17 protein-coding genes, 1 tRNA gene and 1 rRNA gene (1 of these 19 cut by a window edge) are annotated in these 17,406 nt (G+C 52.7%); 2 read left to right on the forward strand and 17 right to left on the reverse strand.

From position 1 onward, the window contains the following. Positions 1-110: 110 nt before the first annotated feature. Positions 111-1,649, forward strand: coding sequence for a PucR family transcriptional regulator (locus NQ534_RS07720; RefSeq protein ID WP_050778347.1), 1,539 nt, complete (start codon positions 111-113; stop codon positions 1,647-1,649). A gap of 54 nt (positions 1,650-1,703) precedes the next feature. Here NQ534_RS07720 and NQ534_RS07725 read toward each other — a convergent pair whose 3' ends face one another. The 11 genes from NQ534_RS07725 to NQ534_RS07775 form a co-directional block, all read right to left on the reverse strand. Further along, positions 1,704-2,237 (reverse strand): DUF2284 domain-containing protein, encoded by a 534-nt coding sequence (locus tag NQ534_RS07725; protein ID WP_006863171.1) that lies wholly within the window; start codon positions 2,235-2,237, stop codon positions 1,704-1,706. Next, complete coding sequence (locus NQ534_RS07730; RefSeq protein ID WP_143115763.1) at positions 2,227-3,732, reverse strand: ASKHA domain-containing protein; 1,506 nt, start codon at positions 3,730-3,732, stop codon at positions 2,227-2,229. Before NQ534_RS07730 ends, NQ534_RS07725 begins: the two co-directional genes overlap by 11 nt. Before the next feature lie 195 nt (positions 3,733-3,927). Beyond that, positions 3,928-4,290 (reverse strand): heavy-metal-associated domain-containing protein, encoded by a 363-nt coding sequence (locus NQ534_RS07735; protein ID WP_006863169.1) that lies wholly within the window; start codon positions 4,288-4,290, stop codon positions 3,928-3,930. An 11-nt stretch (positions 4,291-4,301) separates the two neighbouring features. Then, a complete protein-coding gene (locus NQ534_RS07740) occupies positions 4,302-4,439 on the reverse strand; it encodes a hypothetical protein (RefSeq protein WP_176944190.1) in 138 nt (45 codons plus the stop codon). Position 4,440: 1 nt separating this feature from the next. Beyond that, positions 4,441-4,626, reverse strand: coding sequence for a FeoB-associated Cys-rich membrane protein (locus NQ534_RS07745; RefSeq protein ID WP_006863168.1), 186 nt, complete (start codon positions 4,624-4,626; stop codon positions 4,441-4,443). 63 nt (positions 4,627-4,689) lie between these two features. Then, entirely contained in the window at positions 4,690-6,873 is a 2,184-nt protein-coding gene (gene feoB / locus NQ534_RS07750) for a ferrous iron transport protein B (RefSeq protein WP_006863167.1), read from the reverse strand. A 47-nt stretch (positions 6,874-6,920) separates the two neighbouring features. Next, positions 6,921-7,139, reverse strand: a complete 219-nt coding sequence (locus tag NQ534_RS07755) for a FeoA family protein (RefSeq protein ID WP_006863166.1) — start codon at positions 7,137-7,139, stop codon at positions 6,921-6,923. Between the two features lie 86 nt (positions 7,140-7,225). Then, the gene (locus NQ534_RS07760; protein ID WP_006863165.1) at positions 7,226-7,435 is read right to left on the reverse strand and encodes a FeoA family protein; all 210 of its coding nucleotides are present in this window, start codon (positions 7,433-7,435) and stop codon (positions 7,226-7,228) included. A 185-nt stretch (positions 7,436-7,620) separates the two neighbouring features. Further along, entirely contained in the window at positions 7,621-8,154 is a 534-nt protein-coding gene (nrdG, locus tag NQ534_RS07765; protein ID WP_050778346.1) for an anaerobic ribonucleoside-triphosphate reductase activating protein, read from the reverse strand. Continuing rightward, complete coding sequence (nrdD, locus tag NQ534_RS07770; protein ID WP_006863163.1) at positions 8,132-8,290, reverse strand: anaerobic ribonucleoside-triphosphate reductase; 159 nt, start codon at positions 8,288-8,290, stop codon at positions 8,132-8,134. Before nrdD ends, nrdG begins: the two co-directional genes overlap by 23 nt. 139 nt (positions 8,291-8,429) lie before the next feature. Further along, positions 8,430-10,745, reverse strand: a complete 2,316-nt coding sequence (locus tag NQ534_RS07775; RefSeq protein WP_006863162.1) for an anaerobic ribonucleoside triphosphate reductase — start codon at positions 10,743-10,745, stop codon at positions 8,430-8,432. Positions 10,746-11,066: 321 nt separating this feature from the next. On the opposite strand from NQ534_RS07775, the gene NQ534_RS07780 reads away from it, so the two are divergent. After that, positions 11,067-11,519 carry an Rrf2 family transcriptional regulator gene (locus NQ534_RS07780; RefSeq protein ID WP_006863161.1) on the forward strand — a complete coding sequence of 151 codons (453 nt, stop codon included), beginning with the start codon at positions 11,067-11,069 and terminating at the stop codon, positions 11,517-11,519. On the opposite strand, the gene NQ534_RS07785 is transcribed toward NQ534_RS07780, so the two are convergent. The 6 genes from NQ534_RS07785 to NQ534_RS07810 form a co-directional block, all read right to left on the reverse strand. Then, positions 11,514-12,434 (reverse strand): SufB/SufD family protein, encoded by a 921-nt coding sequence (locus tag NQ534_RS07785; RefSeq protein WP_006863159.1) that lies wholly within the window; start codon positions 12,432-12,434, stop codon positions 11,514-11,516. The two genes, NQ534_RS07780 and NQ534_RS07785, sit on opposite strands and share 6 nt — an antisense overlap. Then, positions 12,431-13,174, reverse strand: coding sequence for an ABC transporter ATP-binding protein (locus tag NQ534_RS07790; protein WP_006863158.1), 744 nt, complete (start codon positions 13,172-13,174; stop codon positions 12,431-12,433). The genes NQ534_RS07785 and NQ534_RS07790 overlap by 4 nt, the downstream gene beginning before the upstream one ends. Positions 13,175-13,288: 114 nt before the next feature. Further along, positions 13,289-14,035 (reverse strand): carboxymuconolactone decarboxylase family protein, encoded by a 747-nt coding sequence (locus NQ534_RS07795; protein WP_006863157.1) that lies wholly within the window; start codon positions 14,033-14,035, stop codon positions 13,289-13,291. 123 nt (positions 14,036-14,158) lie between these two features. Further along, the gene (locus tag NQ534_RS07800) at positions 14,159-14,635 is read right to left on the reverse strand and encodes a flavodoxin family protein (protein ID WP_040784422.1); all 477 of its coding nucleotides are present in this window, start codon (positions 14,633-14,635) and stop codon (positions 14,159-14,161) included. A 193-nt stretch (positions 14,636-14,828) separates the two neighbouring features. Further along, a tRNA-Asn gene (locus NQ534_RS07805) sits at positions 14,829-14,900 on the reverse strand. A gap of 112 nt (positions 14,901-15,012) precedes the next feature. Then, positions 15,013-17,406 (reverse strand): 23S ribosomal RNA (locus NQ534_RS07810); it runs 490 nt beyond the window's last position.

Raw genomic sequence — 17,406 nt, forward strand, 5'->3', positions numbered from 1 at the left:
TTGCAGATATGTCCTTTTTTCACCCCTGTTTTCCTACAAATTGTAGGAAAACAAATCTTGCCATTTTCCGGGTATGGCGGTATGATAAAAAGAAAGAAAGGAGCCTCGCTATGGATTTAAGTCCCCGCCTGATTGTATGGCATTTAAAGAAAACGTACCCCCAGACAGACGCTTCCACCCGTCTCACCACCTCTCCTTGTCTGAAATACGGCGTCTGCCACAGACCGGACGCGCCCTTTACCGGCAATCTGGTCTGGATTACGCCGGAAATCCTCCCGGATTTTCTGCAAAATCCCCTGCACAGCCTGCTGATTGTAACAGAGCCCGCCGATTCCGCGCTCCTTAAGGAAACCCCGAATCTCTGTCTGATTCCTGGCGCAGACCCGGAAGCGCTGGCGGAGACAGTGACGCAGATTTTCCGCAAATATGAGGAATGGAACCAGGCGCTTTTTGAATCCCGGATGATGAACGGTTCCATCCAGAATCTGCTGGACCTCACCGGCTCCATCATATCCAATCCCAGCATAGTCATCAGCATGGATTTCACCATCATCGCCTCCAGAAACAGTCCTTTCGGAGAGCTTGCCACCCCGGTACTCGGCTCCACGGAGGACACCGCCGATCTGATTCTGGCGCTGAAGCAGGACCCCGCCTACGCGGATGCTTTCCATCGGATCGGATATTTCTATTATCCCGGAAACGGGATTGCCGGTCCCAGTCTCTGCGTCAATATACGGAAATTTGACCGGACGCTTTACCGTCTGCTGGTCACTTCGGGCGAGATTCCGCTCGACGATACCTTCGGCTTTATTCTGGAATACCTCGCGCGGGTTATCTCCCATGCGATGTCCACCAATATCGTGGACAGCCATGACGCCCGCCGCCAGCTCCGTCAGATTTTCCGGGCCGTTCTGACAGATTCCAGTGCGGATTATGTGGAAATCAGCCGTCAGCTCACCGCCTGCGGGTGGCTCTCCTCCCACCATTACCTCTGCCTCTTTCTGAAAACGGAGCAGATGGATTATAAAAATCTGACCCATCGTTCCATCTGCAGCTATATCGAAAACATGGTGCCCGCCTCCTGCGCCGTAACGCACAAAGGAAATATCGTGGCGTATATCAATCTGGACCTCTGCCATCTGTCGGAGTCGGACATCGAGCAGAAATTGGCCGGTTTTATCCGCGACAGCTTTCTGACCGCCGGATACAGCAGGAAGATGCTGGGACATTTCAATTTTCACAGGCAGTATGTGCAGGCTTCCCTTTCTCTGGAGGCAGGCTCCCGGAAATATCCGCACCGGTGGATTCATCATTTTAATGACATTGCCCTGACCTATCTGCTGGAGCAGACCACAAAAAAGCTTCCCGCGTACATGGTATGCCACGAGAAGCTTCTTACCTTAAAATATGAATCAGAGAAAAATCAGTCCCAGCTTTTCCAGACGCTGCGGTGCTACCTGGAAAACCAGCAGAGCGCGACAAAAACGGCAAACGCGCTGTTTATCCACCGCAGTACGCTGCTGTACCGTCTGGACCGGATACAGCATATTCTGAAAAGCGATTTGTCGGATCCCGACGAGCTGCTGTATCTGCTGCTTTCCTTCCGGCTGATTGATATGGAGGAGGAACGGGAGCAGGAGCAGGAATAATAGAGTGCCTGCGTGAGCAAGCTCCCGCCGCACTCCTGCATGGAGACGGGGCTTTCATAGTACGTAGCAGGAGGTATACGCTATTTTCTGCGGTCCGTAGTAATAGCCGATTCCATTACTTTTGCATAAATCGCTGACCACGATTCCAAACGCTTCCAGGGAGGAGATTCTTTTTTCCGGGAAGCGGCAGTTTCCCTCCGGACCGGCGCAGGTCTTACAGACGGTGCAGCAGCCGCAGCCCAGCGGCAGAACCTGCGGACAAATCTTGCGCAGTTTTTCCGCCATTTCGTAGAAATGCTTTTTGTGAAGAGCCTCCGCCTCCTGCATTCCCTCAAAGTCCAGGCTGTCCTCTATCTCGCCCACAGTCTGGACGATGATGCCCTCCCGGTGTCCCTCCAGCGCCCGCCGGCACTCCTCCAGTGTGCCGCAGGCGGGCGGACAGGCAAGATTCTTTCCGTACATGCCGCAGGTATTCGCGCCGCACATGTCCCGCACCTCCTGCCGCAGCTCAATCGTATCGCAGTTTAAATGCGCCGCATAGCTGAATCCAATCTCCAGCGCCATTTTTTCCCAGTCCTTATATTCCATAGAAATCCTCCTTTGCAAAACTCATTTCGTCCACATACACATCCATAAAATCCGCTTCGCACGCAAGCTCCAGAAAATCCGCGCGGGCAGCCATCTCACGGCTGCGGGCAAATTCCGTCTCAGACAGAACGGCAAGCCGCGCTCCCGCTCCGGCGGCATTTCCCACCGGAATGATGCGCTCCTTTAGAACCGGCGGCAGCAGCCCGATTGCACAGGCGCTCTCCGGGGCAAGATAGTTTCCGAACGCCCCCGCCAGCAGAAGCGTGCGGATTTCCTCCGGTTTTACGCCCCGCCTCCGGCAGAGGAGCCGGATTCCGGCGGCGATTGCCGCCTTGGCAAGCTGCAGCTCGCGGATATCCTTCTGTGTCAGGCTGACATTCTCTGAAAAGAAATACGGTTCCTTCATGTAGCCGGTCTCGTCGATCACTCCCAGCTCCAGAAGGCAGGCAGCTGCGTCCAGAAGCCCGGAGCCGCACAGCCCTGCAGGCGCGCATTCCCCGATCACGTGGAATTTCAGCTTTCCGTCCTCAATCTTAACATGGTCGATGGCGCCGCGGCTGCCCCGCATACCGCAGGAGATTTTCGCGCCCTCAAAGGCGGAACCGGCAGCCGTGGAGCAGACCGTATAGCCGTTGCGGTTTCCCAGCACCATTTCCCCGTTTGTCCCGATGTCGACCAGCAGCGTCAGCTTCTCTCTTTTATCAAACTCCGCCGCCAGCATACAGGCGGCTGTATCCGCTCCCACGAAGCCGCCGATATTGGGAAGCCAGCTTAAATTTGCCTCCGGATGCACATGAATGCCGCATTCCAAAGCCTTCCGTGTGACGGCATCTGTCACGCTGGGCGTATAAGGCGCGTGCACCAGATTGTCCACCGGAAGCTCCAGAAACAGGTGATGCATACAGGTGTTCCCCACCATCACAATGCGCACGATGTCCCCACTCTCCTGCCCGGCGCCGGCGGCAAGCCGCCCAAGCAGCTCATCGATTGCCTGCCGGATGCAGATACTGAGGCTTTCCGCTCCGTGCTCCAGGGCATAACCGCTGCGCATCACCACATCCGCGCCGAACTGGCGCTGGGGATTTAAGATACTTTCCATCCCCAGCGTTTCTCCGGTTGCGGCGTCCAAAAGATACGCCACCACAGAGGTAGAGCCCAGGTCCACCGCCGCCAGCAGAGGGCGCGCTGCCCCTCCGGGCAGTCTGCCCGGCTCGCAGGGCACCGACCGGAAGCTTCCGTCTTTCAGAATCTTCGCGCCCTTTTCTTCACTGCCCGGCGTTTCCACCGCGCAGCTTCGCTCCACCTTCGTCCGGCATGCGTATACCTCTTTTCCGTCCAGCTTTACTTTACATTTTCCGCATTTCCCCTGTCCGCCGCAGGGCGCATCCGGCACCAGCCCGGCCGCAATTTCCGCCGCCAGCAGGGTCGTCCCTTCCTCCACCTGCGCCTCGCGTCCTTCCCGGACGAAGCGCACCGTAAATACACGTCTGTCCATTTTCGTCATCGCCTCCGTCTGTTTCAGATAACATTTTCCGGGTAACTATATTCTGATTCTACCACGGCTCATTTAACTATGCAATCCGCCCGGCAAATCTGATTTCACATTTCCGGGCACTGATAAAGCCCCGCACCACTTTCTTTCGTGGCACGGGGCACCGTAATCATCGTTTTTTATTTTTTCTGCCGTAATTTATGATATACTTACCACCTCAAAACCGGCATCTTCCACGGCATGTTTAATATCTATTTCACTTACTTCGCGGTCATACGATACGACCGCAAGATTGTCGCTCAGGCTGACCCTGGCGGAAGCCCCATCAATTTTATTGATGGCATTTGTCACACTGTTTACACAGTTGTCACAGTGCATACCGGATATTTTTACCGTTTTTCTTCCTATCACCGGACCATCCAGCATCTTTTCCCCCGCTTTTTTTGCGGAACCGGAACCGCCTCCGCAGCAGGGACCTTCACCCTTAAAATGCTTTACCGAACCCTTCACGGCCAGTATAAGCACAATTAACACGATTATTACTATAATTGCATCTGCCATAGCAATCCCTCTTATTCGTCTTCATCATTCTTTCTGCGGTCGCGGCGTTTCCTGAACCACAGATATCCCTGATAAATGGACGCTCCTACGATATAGATAAGCATAAACGCGCCAAAGGCATAAAACATGGAACCTGTTGAATTTCCCATATCAGAGCTGTCCCTTCTTTTCTTCCATCACCTGCCGGGCGCCGCTGCAGCCCGCACAGCCTGCGCAGTCGCCGCCGCAGCCAACGCAGCCTACATGCTTTCCCGCTTTTTTGTTCTTGTATCCCCTGTACAGCAGGAAAATACAATATGCGGCTATGAGTGTCAGAATTACAATATTTGCTATCATAAACCCCACCTTCCTTTACAGGGAAAGCCGGATACATTGTATCCAGCTTCCCATAAAACCTTTTTACGCACCCTGTACGGAGCGTTTTGCATATGTTTTCTGATTCTTATACGGGTCCGGTCTGAATAGCAGCACCAGAAGAATAATCGCAAACAGGAAGCCTACTACTGTGCCTGCTGTAAACGCCCCTCCAAGGATAAAGGAACCAATCTGGTATACGCAGAGCGAAACAACGTATGCGAACACATTCTGGAAGATAATCGCAAACCAGAACCATTTTCTGGACTGCATCTGCTGTGCCATTGTAGCGATTGCCGCCAGACACGGAGAATCAAGCAGGTTGAACAGCAGGAACGAGAACGCTGCCACTGTTGTCGGGAACCAGGTTGCAACACCTGCTGCCACATTGACTGCATCTTCCGTATCGCCGCTTACATTTGCCAGCACGCCCATCGTGGAAACGATTGCCTCTTTTGCCGTGAAGCCGGACAGAGAAGCTGCCACTGCCTGCCAGTTGCCGAAGCCAAGCGGTGCGAAGAGCGGTGCGATAAGTCCGCCGATTGCAGCCAGAAGGCTGTCTGCGCTGTCTTCTACCATGCCAAAACCGCCGTCTGCAAATCCAAATCCGCCGAGGAACCACATAACCACACAAGCCAGGAACAGAATCGTACCAGCCTTGATGATGAAGCCTTTCAGTCTCTCCCATACGTGAAGCAGTACGGTTTTCACCTGCGGAATATGGTACTGCGGGAGCTCCATTACAAACGGAGCCGGTTTACCGGAGAACGGTTTTGTCTTCTTCAGAATAATTGCAGCCACAAGCACTGCAGCGATTCCGATGAAGTACATCAGCGGAGCGATAAAGGAGCTCTCTGTATAGCCCGCAACCTCTCCTGCCATTACGCCGCCCATCATAGCGATGACCGGAAGCTTTGCTCCGCACGGAATAAAGGTTGCTGTCATAATTGTAAGACGTCTGTCGTTATCCTGCTCGATGGTCTTCGAAGCCATGATTCCCGGAATTCCGCATCCTGAGGAAATCAGCAGCGGGATAAAGCTCTTTCCGGACAGTCCGAAGTGACGGAACACACGGTCCATAACGAATGCGATACGTACCATGTAGCCGCAATCCTCAAGGATGGACAGGAACAGGAACAGAATCGCCATCTGCGGAACGAAGCCAAGAACTGCGCCAAGACCGCCGATGATACCATCCACAACAAGGCTCTGTACGAGAGCGCCGCTTCCGATGCTCTCAAGGAAGCCGCCAACTGCATCCTGAATAGCTACTACGAACACATCATTTGTCCAGTCTGTAACCAGCGTACCCACGGTTGTTACAGAAATATAGTACACAAACCACATTACCAGAATGAAAATCGGAATACCAAGGATACGGTTCGTCACGATACGGTCAATCTTGTCGGAGGTCGTGAGCTTATCTTTTCCTTTCTTCACTGTCGTGGAAACGATTTTCTGTATGTATTTATAGCGCTCATCCGTCACGATGCTTTCCATGTCGTCATCGTGATTTTTCTCGATTTTGCTTCTCAGAGCGGAAATCGCGGATTTCGCCGCCTCGGAAACTCTTACGGAATCAACGACCTTGCTGTCGTTCTCCAGAAGCTTCACAGCGTACCATCTCTTCTTGTCGTCCGTGATGGACTCCGGAAGGTATCCCTTTACCTCTTCTACCGCCGCTTCCAGCTCTTTGGAGAAGATTTCTCCCGGCAGCTTTGTCTCTTTTTTCTTCGCAACCTTAACAGCTTCGTCAATCAGCTCCTGCAGACCGGTCTGCTTCAGCGCGGAGGTCTCCACGATCGTACATCCCAGCAGCATGGAAAGGCGCTTTGTATCAATTTTGATGCCTCTCTTTTCCAGCAGGTCCGCCATGTTCAGCGCGATCACCACCGGAACGCCCGTCTCTACAAGCTGTGTTGTTAGGTAAAGGTTACGTTCGATGTTTGTCGCATCGACAAGGTCAATGATGACATCCGGATTTTCGTTCAGCACGTAATCACGGCTTACCACTTCCTCCAGCGTATACGGAGAAAGCGAATAAATACCCGGAAGGTCTGTGACAACAACGTCCTCTCCCTTTGCTTTTTTGCTCTTTACTTTTCCTTCTTTTTTCTCAACCGTAACTCCCGGCCAGTTTCCTACATACTGGTTAGCGCCAGTCAATGCGTTAAACATCGTAGTCTTACCGCAGTTCGGGTTTCCGGCGAGTGCAATTTTAATTGCCATCCCTTTTTACCTCCTTGAAGTGTGTTGTCGAATTATGCTATGCGGTGCTATTTTACCTGCACACACTGGGCATCGTTTTTACGGACGGAAAGCTCATACCCTCTTACCGTTATCTCTACCGGGTCGCCGAGGGGCGCCACTTTTCTGATGTAGAGTTCGCTGCCCTTTGTGATTCCCATGTCCATAATACGGCGCTTGTACGCGCTGTCCCCTTCAATTTTGGTGACAACAACGGTGCTTCCTACCTGTGCATCTCCTAACGTCATCGTCTTATCTCCTTTCCCAAATGTAAATACTGCAGCGGCTCAGATAAACTGCTGCCAGATACTCTATATACAGCGGAGCAGTCCTTTCAGACCATAATATGCCGCGCCATATCAGCATTAATAGCGACCCGTGAATCTTTGATATTCACTATCACATTTCCTCCGATTGCAGACAGTACGGTGACTTCTGCACCGGCTACAAATCCCAGGTTCTCCAGGAAACGTCTCGTCTCCTCGTTTCCTCCTATTCTGCGTATCGTATTTACCGTTCCAACATCCGCCATTGCCAAAGGCATTTCCTATCCTCTTCTTTCTTAACGTAAAAAAACTTCTTTTCAACAGTATCCGTTTACTCAGAAGTTAGTATATGCTAACATTATTTAGTTGTCAAGGACTTCTTTATACTTTTTTTAGATTTTCTCGTCATCCATGCTGCCGCAAAAATACAGGCGGGCACATTCCGCCCATATTTTTGCGGCATTTACAGCTCATCGTATTCACTTTTGTACAACACAATCCCGCCGGTTTTCCTTGTTTTTACAAGGTCTATGACCCGCTGGTTTGCGCTTCCGCGGTACTGCAGCGTCAGATCCCGCTGCTCCAGAATAAAGGGACCGTCCACCAGGATATCCGCCAGCTCCAGAAGGCGCGCTACGCCCTCCTGCTGCATTTTCAGAAGCTGTTCGTAAAGATAACCGGTATAAATCATCAGGTGCTTTCCGCGCGCCTTTATTTCCTCCGCAAGGGGAACCAGCGCCGCTGCCTGCACAAACGGTTCGCCGCCGGAGAAGGTGACGCCGGACAGAAGCGGGTTACCAAAAATCTGCTCCAGGATCGCACCGGTGTCCGCCAGGCGCCCGCCCTCCGGATCATGGGTCTGCGGATTATGACAGCCCGGACAGTGGTGCGGGCAGCCCTGCGTAAAAATTACGTAGCGGATGCCGGGACCGTCCACAATGGAATCCTGCACGGTTCCGGCAATCCTCAGCGGCTCAGGACAGGCTGTGTTTAACACGGTCTCTTTCCTCCGCGCGCTTCGCGTTATTGAAGCGGTCCGTGGTTCCCACCAGATATCCGGTAATCCGGCGGATACGGTCAAATTTTACGTTTTCTCCTACTTTTCCATTTTCTGCAAGCAATTTTCCTGTCATAGTATTCCCTCCTGAAATTATATTGCTATTTGCTATTATTTATTTCGTTTACAGCGGCAGATTATGTCACGGCAGCCCGGATACGCCGTTCTGCCGCATCTGCCGTTACTGTCCGTTCCGGCGGCACGCGCCGGGCGCGTCAGTGATTCGCATCCAGGTACACCGGGATATCCGGATATTTTTTGCGCAGCTCGTTCAGTCTGATAAGCGGAACCGCCTCGCCCTCCCGGCGTCCGCACCTCGGACACACATCATCGATAACGCCCGTGTAGCCGCATACCGGGTCCCTGTCCACCGGATGGTTGACAGAGCCGTAGCCAATGCCGCACTCCTTCATAAAACGGATGACCGACTCAAACGCCTCCGGGTTTTTCGCCGTATCTCCGTCCAGCTCCACATAGCTGATGTGTCCCGCGTTGGTCAGCGCATGATAGGGCGCTTCGATGCGGATTTTCTCAAACGCGCTGATGGGATAATAAACCGGCACATGGAAGGAGTTGGTATAATACTCCCTGTCCGTAACGCCCGGAATGCTTCCGAACCGCTGCCGGTCAATCCGGACAAATCTGCCGGATAATCCCTCCGCCGGAGTTGCCAGAAGCGTAAAGTTCAGACCGGTCTCCTCCGACTTTTTATCCACAAAATCCCGCATGTGGGAGATAATTTCATAGCCCAGCTTCCGGCTCTCCTCACTCTCCCCGTGGTGTTTGCCGGTCAGCGCCACCAGCGCTTCCGCCAGTCCGATAAATCCGATGCTCAGGGTTCCGTTTTTCAGAACCTCGCCCACCTCATCATCAATGCCCAGCTTCTCCGAATCGATCCAGATGCCCTGTCCCATCAGGAACGGATAATTGCGCACCGTCTTTTTGCTCTGGATGCCGAACCGGTGCAGAAGCTGCCGGCAGCAGAGTTCCATCAGCTTATCCAGTCTCTCATAAAACGCCTGGATATCGCCCTTTGCCCAGATGCCCAGCCGCGGAAGATTTATCGACGTAAAGCTTAAATTTCCTCTTCCGCAGGTCACTTCCTTCTCCGGATTATAGCGGTTTCCCATAACGCGGGTCCGGCAGCCCATGTAGGCAATTTCCGTATTATAGTCGCCCTCTTTATAATACTGCAGATTAAAGGGCGCGTCAATAAAGCTGAAGTTCGGGAAAAGCCGCTTCGCCGACGTTTTGATGGCAAGGCGGAATAAATCGTAGTTCGGGTCTCCCGGATTGAAGTTGACGCCCTCCTTCACCTTGAAGATCTGCACCGGGAAAATCGCCGTCTCCCCGTTTCCCAGTCCTTTGTAAGTCACATCCAGCAGATTGCGTATCGCCATGCGCGCCTCCGGCCGGGTGCAGGTACCATAGTTGATGGAGCTGAAGGGCACCTGCGCGCCTGCTCTGGAATTCATCGTATTTAAGTTGTGAATCAGCGACTCCATCGCCTGATAGGTGAGCATATCCGTCTCCTTCATGGCGATGCGCACCGACGTCCGGTGCGCCCGGCGCACTTCCTCCTCCGACGGCGCGATTCCCAGGAAATCTTTTCCGGATTCCATCATCCAGCTTACAAACTGCACCTCATAGGTATCGATATTTGCCATGTCGATGCGATCCGGCATCACCTTCTTCAGCGCATCCCGGAAATCATCACCCAGCGCCTTCTCACAGTCGTAGGTAAGCCAGAAATACCGCTGGACGGCATCGTAATACTCCTTGCGGAAGGTGTACGCCACGCCGTCCGCCATAGCGTAATCAAAATTCGGAATCGACTGACCGCCGTGCATTTCGTTCTGGTTCGCCTGGATGGCGATACATGCCAGCGCCGCATAGCTGGCGATGGATTTCGGCGGGCGGATATACCCGTGTCCCGTGGAGAAGCCCTCCCGGAACAGCTTAATCAGATCAATCTGACAGCAGGTCTCCGTCAGCATATAAAAATCCTTGTCGTGGATGTGGATGTCCCCGTTGATATGCGCCGCCGCGATATCCTTCGGAAGGATGTAGTTGTCGATAAAATAGTTGGACCCCTCCGAACCGTATTTCAGCATCGTTCCCATCGAGGTATCCGCGTCAATATTGGCATTTTCGCGCTTCATGTCCGCGTCTGCCGCACTGACAAAGGTCAGCTCCCGGTAAATCTGCACCAGGTCCGCTTCCGTCTTGCGGACCTTGGTATGCTCCGCGCGGTAAAGAATGTACGCCTTCGCCGTTTTTGCAAATCCGTTGGCAATCAGACGCTCCTCCACCAGGTCCTGCACCTGCTCCACATCCGGCACTTCCCCCTCCGGAATGAACGCGATTACCTCATCCACCAGCTTTTCAAACTGACAAGGCGCAATCGCCTCCACCTTTGCCGCATCGTTCGCCTTGCGGATTGCATTTTCAATCTTTGTTCTGTCAAAAGTCACCGGCCTGCCGTTACGCTTTTTTATCGTATCGGGGCTCTGGACACCATTTTCCAGCATGTCATCTCCTCCAATATCTGCATGATGACGCCAGAAAGCAGAGGCTTCTTCTTATCAGATTCCGGAAGCACTCCGCGAAAAACTCCGGTGGCATCATCAATATATAGTGTTTTTTTATTTTTTCCCGTACTAAATAGAGTATCACTAACGGGCATAAGATGCAAGTACATTTTGGCGGATGGTTTGTGATTCTTGACATCACAACGCAGAGTTGATAAAATGTTACTGTTCGCTGCAGACATAAACACCTGCTTTGCAGACAAAGTGGACAGTAATGAAAAAATAAGCCTGTAAACGGGCAAATTCCAGGAAAGGAGTACCATGCAGATTACATCGAGATTTACGGTCGCAATACACACTATGCTCTGTATTGCCCATTATGAAGGGAAAAAGAAAATGACCTCCGCCGCTCTTGCCGGCAGCACGGGCGCGGACGCAACGATTATCCGTCGTCTGCTTGGCCAGCTCCAGACTGCCGGATATGTAAAGGTAAACGCCGGGGTGGGCGGCGCCCATCTGATAAAGCCATTAAAAGACATCACGCTGCTGGACCTCTTCCGGGCTGTCGATGCCGAAACCAGGAATCTCTTCCGGTTCTACGAAAATCCGGACTGCGTCTGTCCCGTCGGAAACAATATCCATTCCGTCCTGGACGGACATCTGTGCGAAGTCCAGCAGGCAATGTACAACAAAATGCAGGAAATCAACCTGCAGACGCTTTATGAAGAAATTGAGCCCCTTCTAAGCAAAGATGGGGAAAATTTATCGTCATGACAAAAATCCATTGATAATCTGTTCTTCCGCTTCTTTTTCCGTAAGCCCCAGCGTCATCAGCTTCATGATCTGCTCGCCGGCGATTTTGCCGATTGCCGCCTCATGCACCAGCGCCGCGTCAATGTCATTCGCCTCAAGCTGCGGAATCGCCAGAATCCGCGCATGGTCCATAATGATGGCGTCGCATTCCGTATGACCGCTGGACGGAGCGTTTCCGACAATTTTGGCGTCAAATTTCTGATAGGAAGAATCCCGCGCAACAGAACGTGAAATGACGTCCGCATTCGCCCCGTCGCCGTTTAACTTCACCTCGTAGCTGCTGACAGCGTTCTGTTCCCCGTGCGTCATCAGGCTCTCGCGCACAAGCAGCTTCGCCCCGGCAGCAACCTCCGCGTATGTCTTTCTTTCCGTGGAATCTACGCCTTTAATCTGCACCATTTCCATTTCCATCTGCGTGCCTTCCTGCAGATAGACCTCCGTGCCCGGATTCAGAATGCGTTTTCCCTTTCCATCTCCGGACCCGTAATGCTTCTCCACATATTTCACTCTGGAATTTTTCCCGACATAAAAGCGGTGAATGCCGTCATGCTCGGAATCCTGGATGCCGCAGTTGTCAATGCCGCAGCCCGCGACGATCGTCACATCGCAGTCGTCCCCGATGTAAAAATCATTGTATACCACCTCATGCAGCCCGCTCTGGCTCAGCACCACCGGGATGTGCACGCTTTCATTTTTCGTTCCCGGCTGGATGCGGATAACAAGCCCGCTTCCGTCCTCTTTCGTGGAAATATCAATATGAGCGGTCGAATTTCTTCCGACGGATTTTCCGTTTGCCCGGATGTTATAGGCTCCTTCCGGCACCTCATGCAATCCGGCGACCTCATTTAACAGCCGTTTCTGAATTTCATCCATCATTTTGCTTTTCCTCCCTTCTCATATTTCTCGCATATGCTGACTGCGGAATCGCTTCCCATAAGTCCCGGCAGGATTTCCTCCCGCGCTCCCTGTCTGGCAATGCGCCCGTCAGAAATCACGATAATTTCATCGGCAATATTCAGAATCCGCTCCTGATGGGAAATCACGAGAATGGAGCTTTCACGGTTCTGCGCCTGCATCCGCTCAAAGACCTCTATGAGGTTCTGGAAGCTCCAGAGGTCGATTCCCGCCTCCGGCTCGTCAAAAACAGACAGACTGCTTTTTCTCGCCAGCACCGTGGCAATTTCAATCCGCTTCAGCTCGCCGCCCGACAGGCTGTTGTTGACCTCGCGGTCGATATAATCTCTTGCGCAGAGTCCCACCTCGGAAAGATACTCGCACGCCTCCGATACGGAAATCGGCGTTCCCACCGCAATCCGTATCAGATCCTTTACCCTGATTCCCTTAAAGCGCACCGGATTCTGGAACGCATATCCGATTCCCATCCGCGCCCGCTCCGTGACGCCAGTCTCTGTAATATCTTTGCCATTAAAATAAATGCTGCCGGAGGAGGGCTTTTCAATGCCTGCGATAATCTTCGCAAGCGTGGATTTTCCGCCGCCGTTCGGTCCGGTAATCACCGCAAACTTTCCGTTTTCTACTGTCAGATTCACATCATGCAGAATCTCTTTTGAGGCATCCTCCGGTACATCAAAAGAGACATTCTTTAACTCCAGCATAAACTCACCTCTGTCGTCCTTTCTTCTATATTATCATCAATATTGTTGTGATTCTTCGTATCACAGCAAAGTGTATCACAGTATGGTTGCGGTGTCAACGGGCATGTCAGACAGTCAGATTTTTCCGCTCTCGTCGTTTTCCTTCATTATCTTTTCAGCCGCCTTATTTACACAATTCAGCGCATTCAGACTGCGCGGATATCCGATATATGGCAGGCACTGGGAAATTATTTTGATTAAAAATGCCCTGTCATTGCCAATGCGCATATTGGCGGCGGCGTGACTGGTAAGCTGCGGCTCACAGCCTCCCTGTGCCGCCAGAAAGCAGAAAGTAATCATTTCCCGCTGCCGGTAATCAAGCCCCGTCCGTGTATAATAATCTCCGAAACAGTTATCCGCCAGCCAGCGGTTGATGTGGCGGCTTTCCTCCGGACCGGATTTCCAGAAATCCCGCATTCCTTCACCAAAAATATCCACCTGGGCCTGTGTCCCGGCCTCCCGGCGGTTTTCCATCGTGGTCGTTGCCTGCGCAGGCAGCGGAAGCTCTGTTCCCATTTCCTTCAGCACTTCATTGGTAATCTTCAGAAACGGAAACACTCTGCCGATTCCAAGGTACGCCACCGCCTGATAGACAATTTCCTTCGCCTCCACCGGCGTCACCCCGAAATGCAGAGCGGCAGGAAGCATCATCCGGAATTCATCGCTCCCCTGGCAGCCCAGCAGTGTCGCCAGAATCGCCATAAATCTTGTCCTGTCGTCCAGATCATCCTGGTTTACCACCTCATCAAACGCAAAGTTATCAAACCGTTCGATAAACTCCGGGTCTGTCTCCTGCAAAGAGGAATCATTCCCCGAAAACATTCTGTCGTGATATTTTTTTTGCAGCTTCCGTAACTGCCATATTCTCCATCTCCTTTATTTGTCAAATTCCCTTGCCACTTCCGCAAGAAGCTCCCGTACTTTTCTGACTGCATCCTGCTTCTGTCACATTCCAATGCCGTCAATCCATGCCTCGATTTCTTTCTCCGGTGTCCGCAGAACCGCCTCATCGAATTTTACGTTGAGCCCCTTTCTCACGTCCGCACCTCTGCACTCTTTTTCAAAATCCCGGAAAGTATGCCCTATCCAGCCGCCGTTTGTGGCAAACGGATATACAATCTTTCCGGACAGGTCATATGTATTCAGAAAAGTTTTCATTGCCGGGGCAAACGTATACCACCACACCGGGCTGCCAAGAATGATTCTGTCATATTTCTGCACATCCGCTGTCAAAGGCTGTATTTCCGGCATATATCCGCTGTTTACCTCCCGCTGCCCCTGATTTACCACGGAATCATAGCTCCCGGTATACGGCTTCACCGTTTCAATTTCCGCTATATCTCCTCCGGTCCTCTTCTGAATCATCTCCGCGATTCTTCTTGTATTTCCGCCATAGGAATAATATATAATCAATGTCTTCATGCTCCGCTGCCTCTCATTCTTATAGATTTCCCCGTCAGTCATCCTCTGTCCGCGGGATACCTCTATTATAAACCGTTTTTTCTCCGCAGGGAATCTCCCGCATGTTACTATTGTTTAAACCTGAAGTTTATACATTGCTGTTCTGGAGCAAGCAAAAAAAACCTGCAAACATATTGTCTGCAGGTTTTATAAGCTCCCCGAGTTGGGCTCGAACCAACAACCCTTCGGTTAACAGCCGAATGCTCTACCATTGAGCTATCGAGGACCATCTTCCTTTTTCTGATACCCTGTTTCTTTCCATGTACCTTCAAAACCGCACAGGAACCACAATCTCTCCATCCTTCTCTCTTACCCGGACCTTCCGCCTTTCGGCTTTCCTGGTCAAGCTTTCGACCTATTAGTGACAGCCAGCTCCGTGCATTGCTGCACTTCCACCCCTGCCCTATCAACCTCGTCGTCTTCAAGGGGTCTTATGTTTTCACTGGGATATCTCATCTTGAGGGGGGCTTCACGCTTAGATGCCTTCAGCGTTTATCCCTTCCCGACTTGGCTGCCCGGCCGTGCCACTGGCGTGACAACCGGTGCACCAGAGGTCAGTCCATCCCGGTCCTCTCGTACTGAGGACAGCTCCTCTCAGATATCCTGCGCCCACGCCGGATAGGGACCGAACTGTCTCACGACGTTCTGAACCCAGCTCGCGTACCGCTTTAATGGGCGAACAGCCCAACCCTTGGGACCTACTACAGCCCCAGGATGCGATGAGCCGACATCGAGGTGCCAAACCACTCCGTCGATGTGAACTCTTGGGAGTGATAAGCCTGTTATCCCCAGGGTAGCTTTTATCCGTTGAGCGATGGCAATCCCACTTTATGCCACCGGATCACTAAGCCCTACTTTCGTACCTGCCCCACCCGTCGGTGTCGCAGTCAAGCTCCCTTCTGCCTTTGCACTCTGCGGATGGTTTCCAACCATCCTGAGGGAACCTTCGGGCGCCTCCGATACCCTTTCGGAGGCGACCGCCCCAGTCAAACTCCCCGCCTGGCATTGTCCCACCGCCGGCTCACGGCGGCTGGTTAGAAGCCCAGTACTGCAGGGGTGGTATCCCAACAGCGGCTCCGCTGCGGCTGGCGCCGCGGCTTCACAGCCTCCCACCTATCCTGTACGTGCAGTACCGGACCCCAGTACCAGACTGGAGTAAAGCTCCATGGGGTCTTTCCGTCCTGGCGCGGGTAACCAGCATCTTCACTGGTACTTCAATTTCACCGGATGCATTGTCGAGACAGCGCCCAAATCATTACGCCTTTCGTGCGGGTCGGAACTTACCCGACAAGGAATTTCGCTACCTTAGGACCGTTATAGTTACGGCCGCCGTTTACCGGGGCTTAAGTTCAAAGCTTCGCTTGCGCTAACTTCTCCCCTTAACCTTCCGGCACCGGGCAGGCGTCAGCCCGTATACTTCACCTTACGGTTTTGCACAGACCTGTGTTTTTGCTAAACAGTTGCTTGGGCCAATTCTCTGCGGCCTCTTCACAGAGGCACCCCTTCTCCCGAAGTTACGGGGTCATTTTGCCGAGTTCCTTAACAATGCTTCTTCCGTCGGCCTTGGGATTCTCTCCCCATCCACCTGTGTCGGTTTACGGTACGGGTACATCATGAACAATAGCGGCTTTTCTTGACGCATGGCACACACGCTTCCCTACTATGTTTCGGTCCGCATCACGGATTCCCGCTGCCTGGCGGATTTGCCTGCCAGACCGGTACCCCGCTTGCACGCGGCTTTCCATTCCGCGCCCGCGCTCTCCACACGTGTCCCCACAGTTCTGTCATGCTGCAGTACAGGAATCTCAACCTGTTGTCCATCGGCTACGGCCTTCGCCCTCGCCTTAGGTCCCGACTTACCCGGAGCAGATCAGCTTTACTCCGGAAACCTTGGATATCCGGCCGGAAGGATTCCCACCTTCCTCTCGCTACTCATTCCAGCATTCTCTCTTCCCTGCGCTCCACCGTTCCTTACGGTACGGCTTCATCGCGTGGGAATGCTCCTCTACCAATGATCTCTCATTCCTGAGCTTCGGTGGCGCATTTCAGCCCCGGACATTTTCGGCGCAGGACCTCTCGGCCAGTGAGCTATTACGCACTCTTTTAATGTATGGCTGCTTCTGAGCCAACATCCTGGCTGTCTCTGAAATCCCACATCCTTTTCCACTTAATGCGCACTCTGGGACCTTAGCTGCAGGTCCGGGCTCTTTCCCTTTTGACCGCCCGACTTATCTCGTGCGGTCTGACTCCCGTACATCATCTGTATGGCATTCGGAGTTTGATATTCTTCGGTAAGCTTTGACGCCCCCTAGGAAATTCAGTGCTCTACCTCCACCAGACTTGTACGAGGCCAGCCCTAAAGCTGTTTCGAGGAGAACCAGCTATCTCCGGGTTCGATTGGAATTTCTCCCCTATCCACACCTCATCCCCACCCTTTTCAACGGATGTGGGTACGGACCTCCACTGCCTCTTACGGCAGCTTCATCCTGGACATGGATAGATCACCCGGTTTCGGGTCTGCGCAGACTGACTTGGCGCCCTATTAAGACTCGGTTTCCCTCCGGCTCCGGACCTTCAGTCCTTAACCTTGCCAGCCAGCACAACTCGCTGGACCGTTCTACAAAAAGTACGCGGTCCCGCCCGTACGGCGGTTCCACAGCTTGTAAACACAGGGTTTCAGGTTCTCTTTCACTCCCCTCCCGGGGTCCTTTTCACCTTTCCTTCACAGTACT

Origin of the sequence: Marvinbryantia formatexigens DSM 14469, assembly GCF_025148285.1 — a bacterium.
Classification (GTDB): Bacteria; Bacillota; Clostridia; order Lachnospirales; family Lachnospiraceae; genus Marvinbryantia; species Marvinbryantia formatexigens.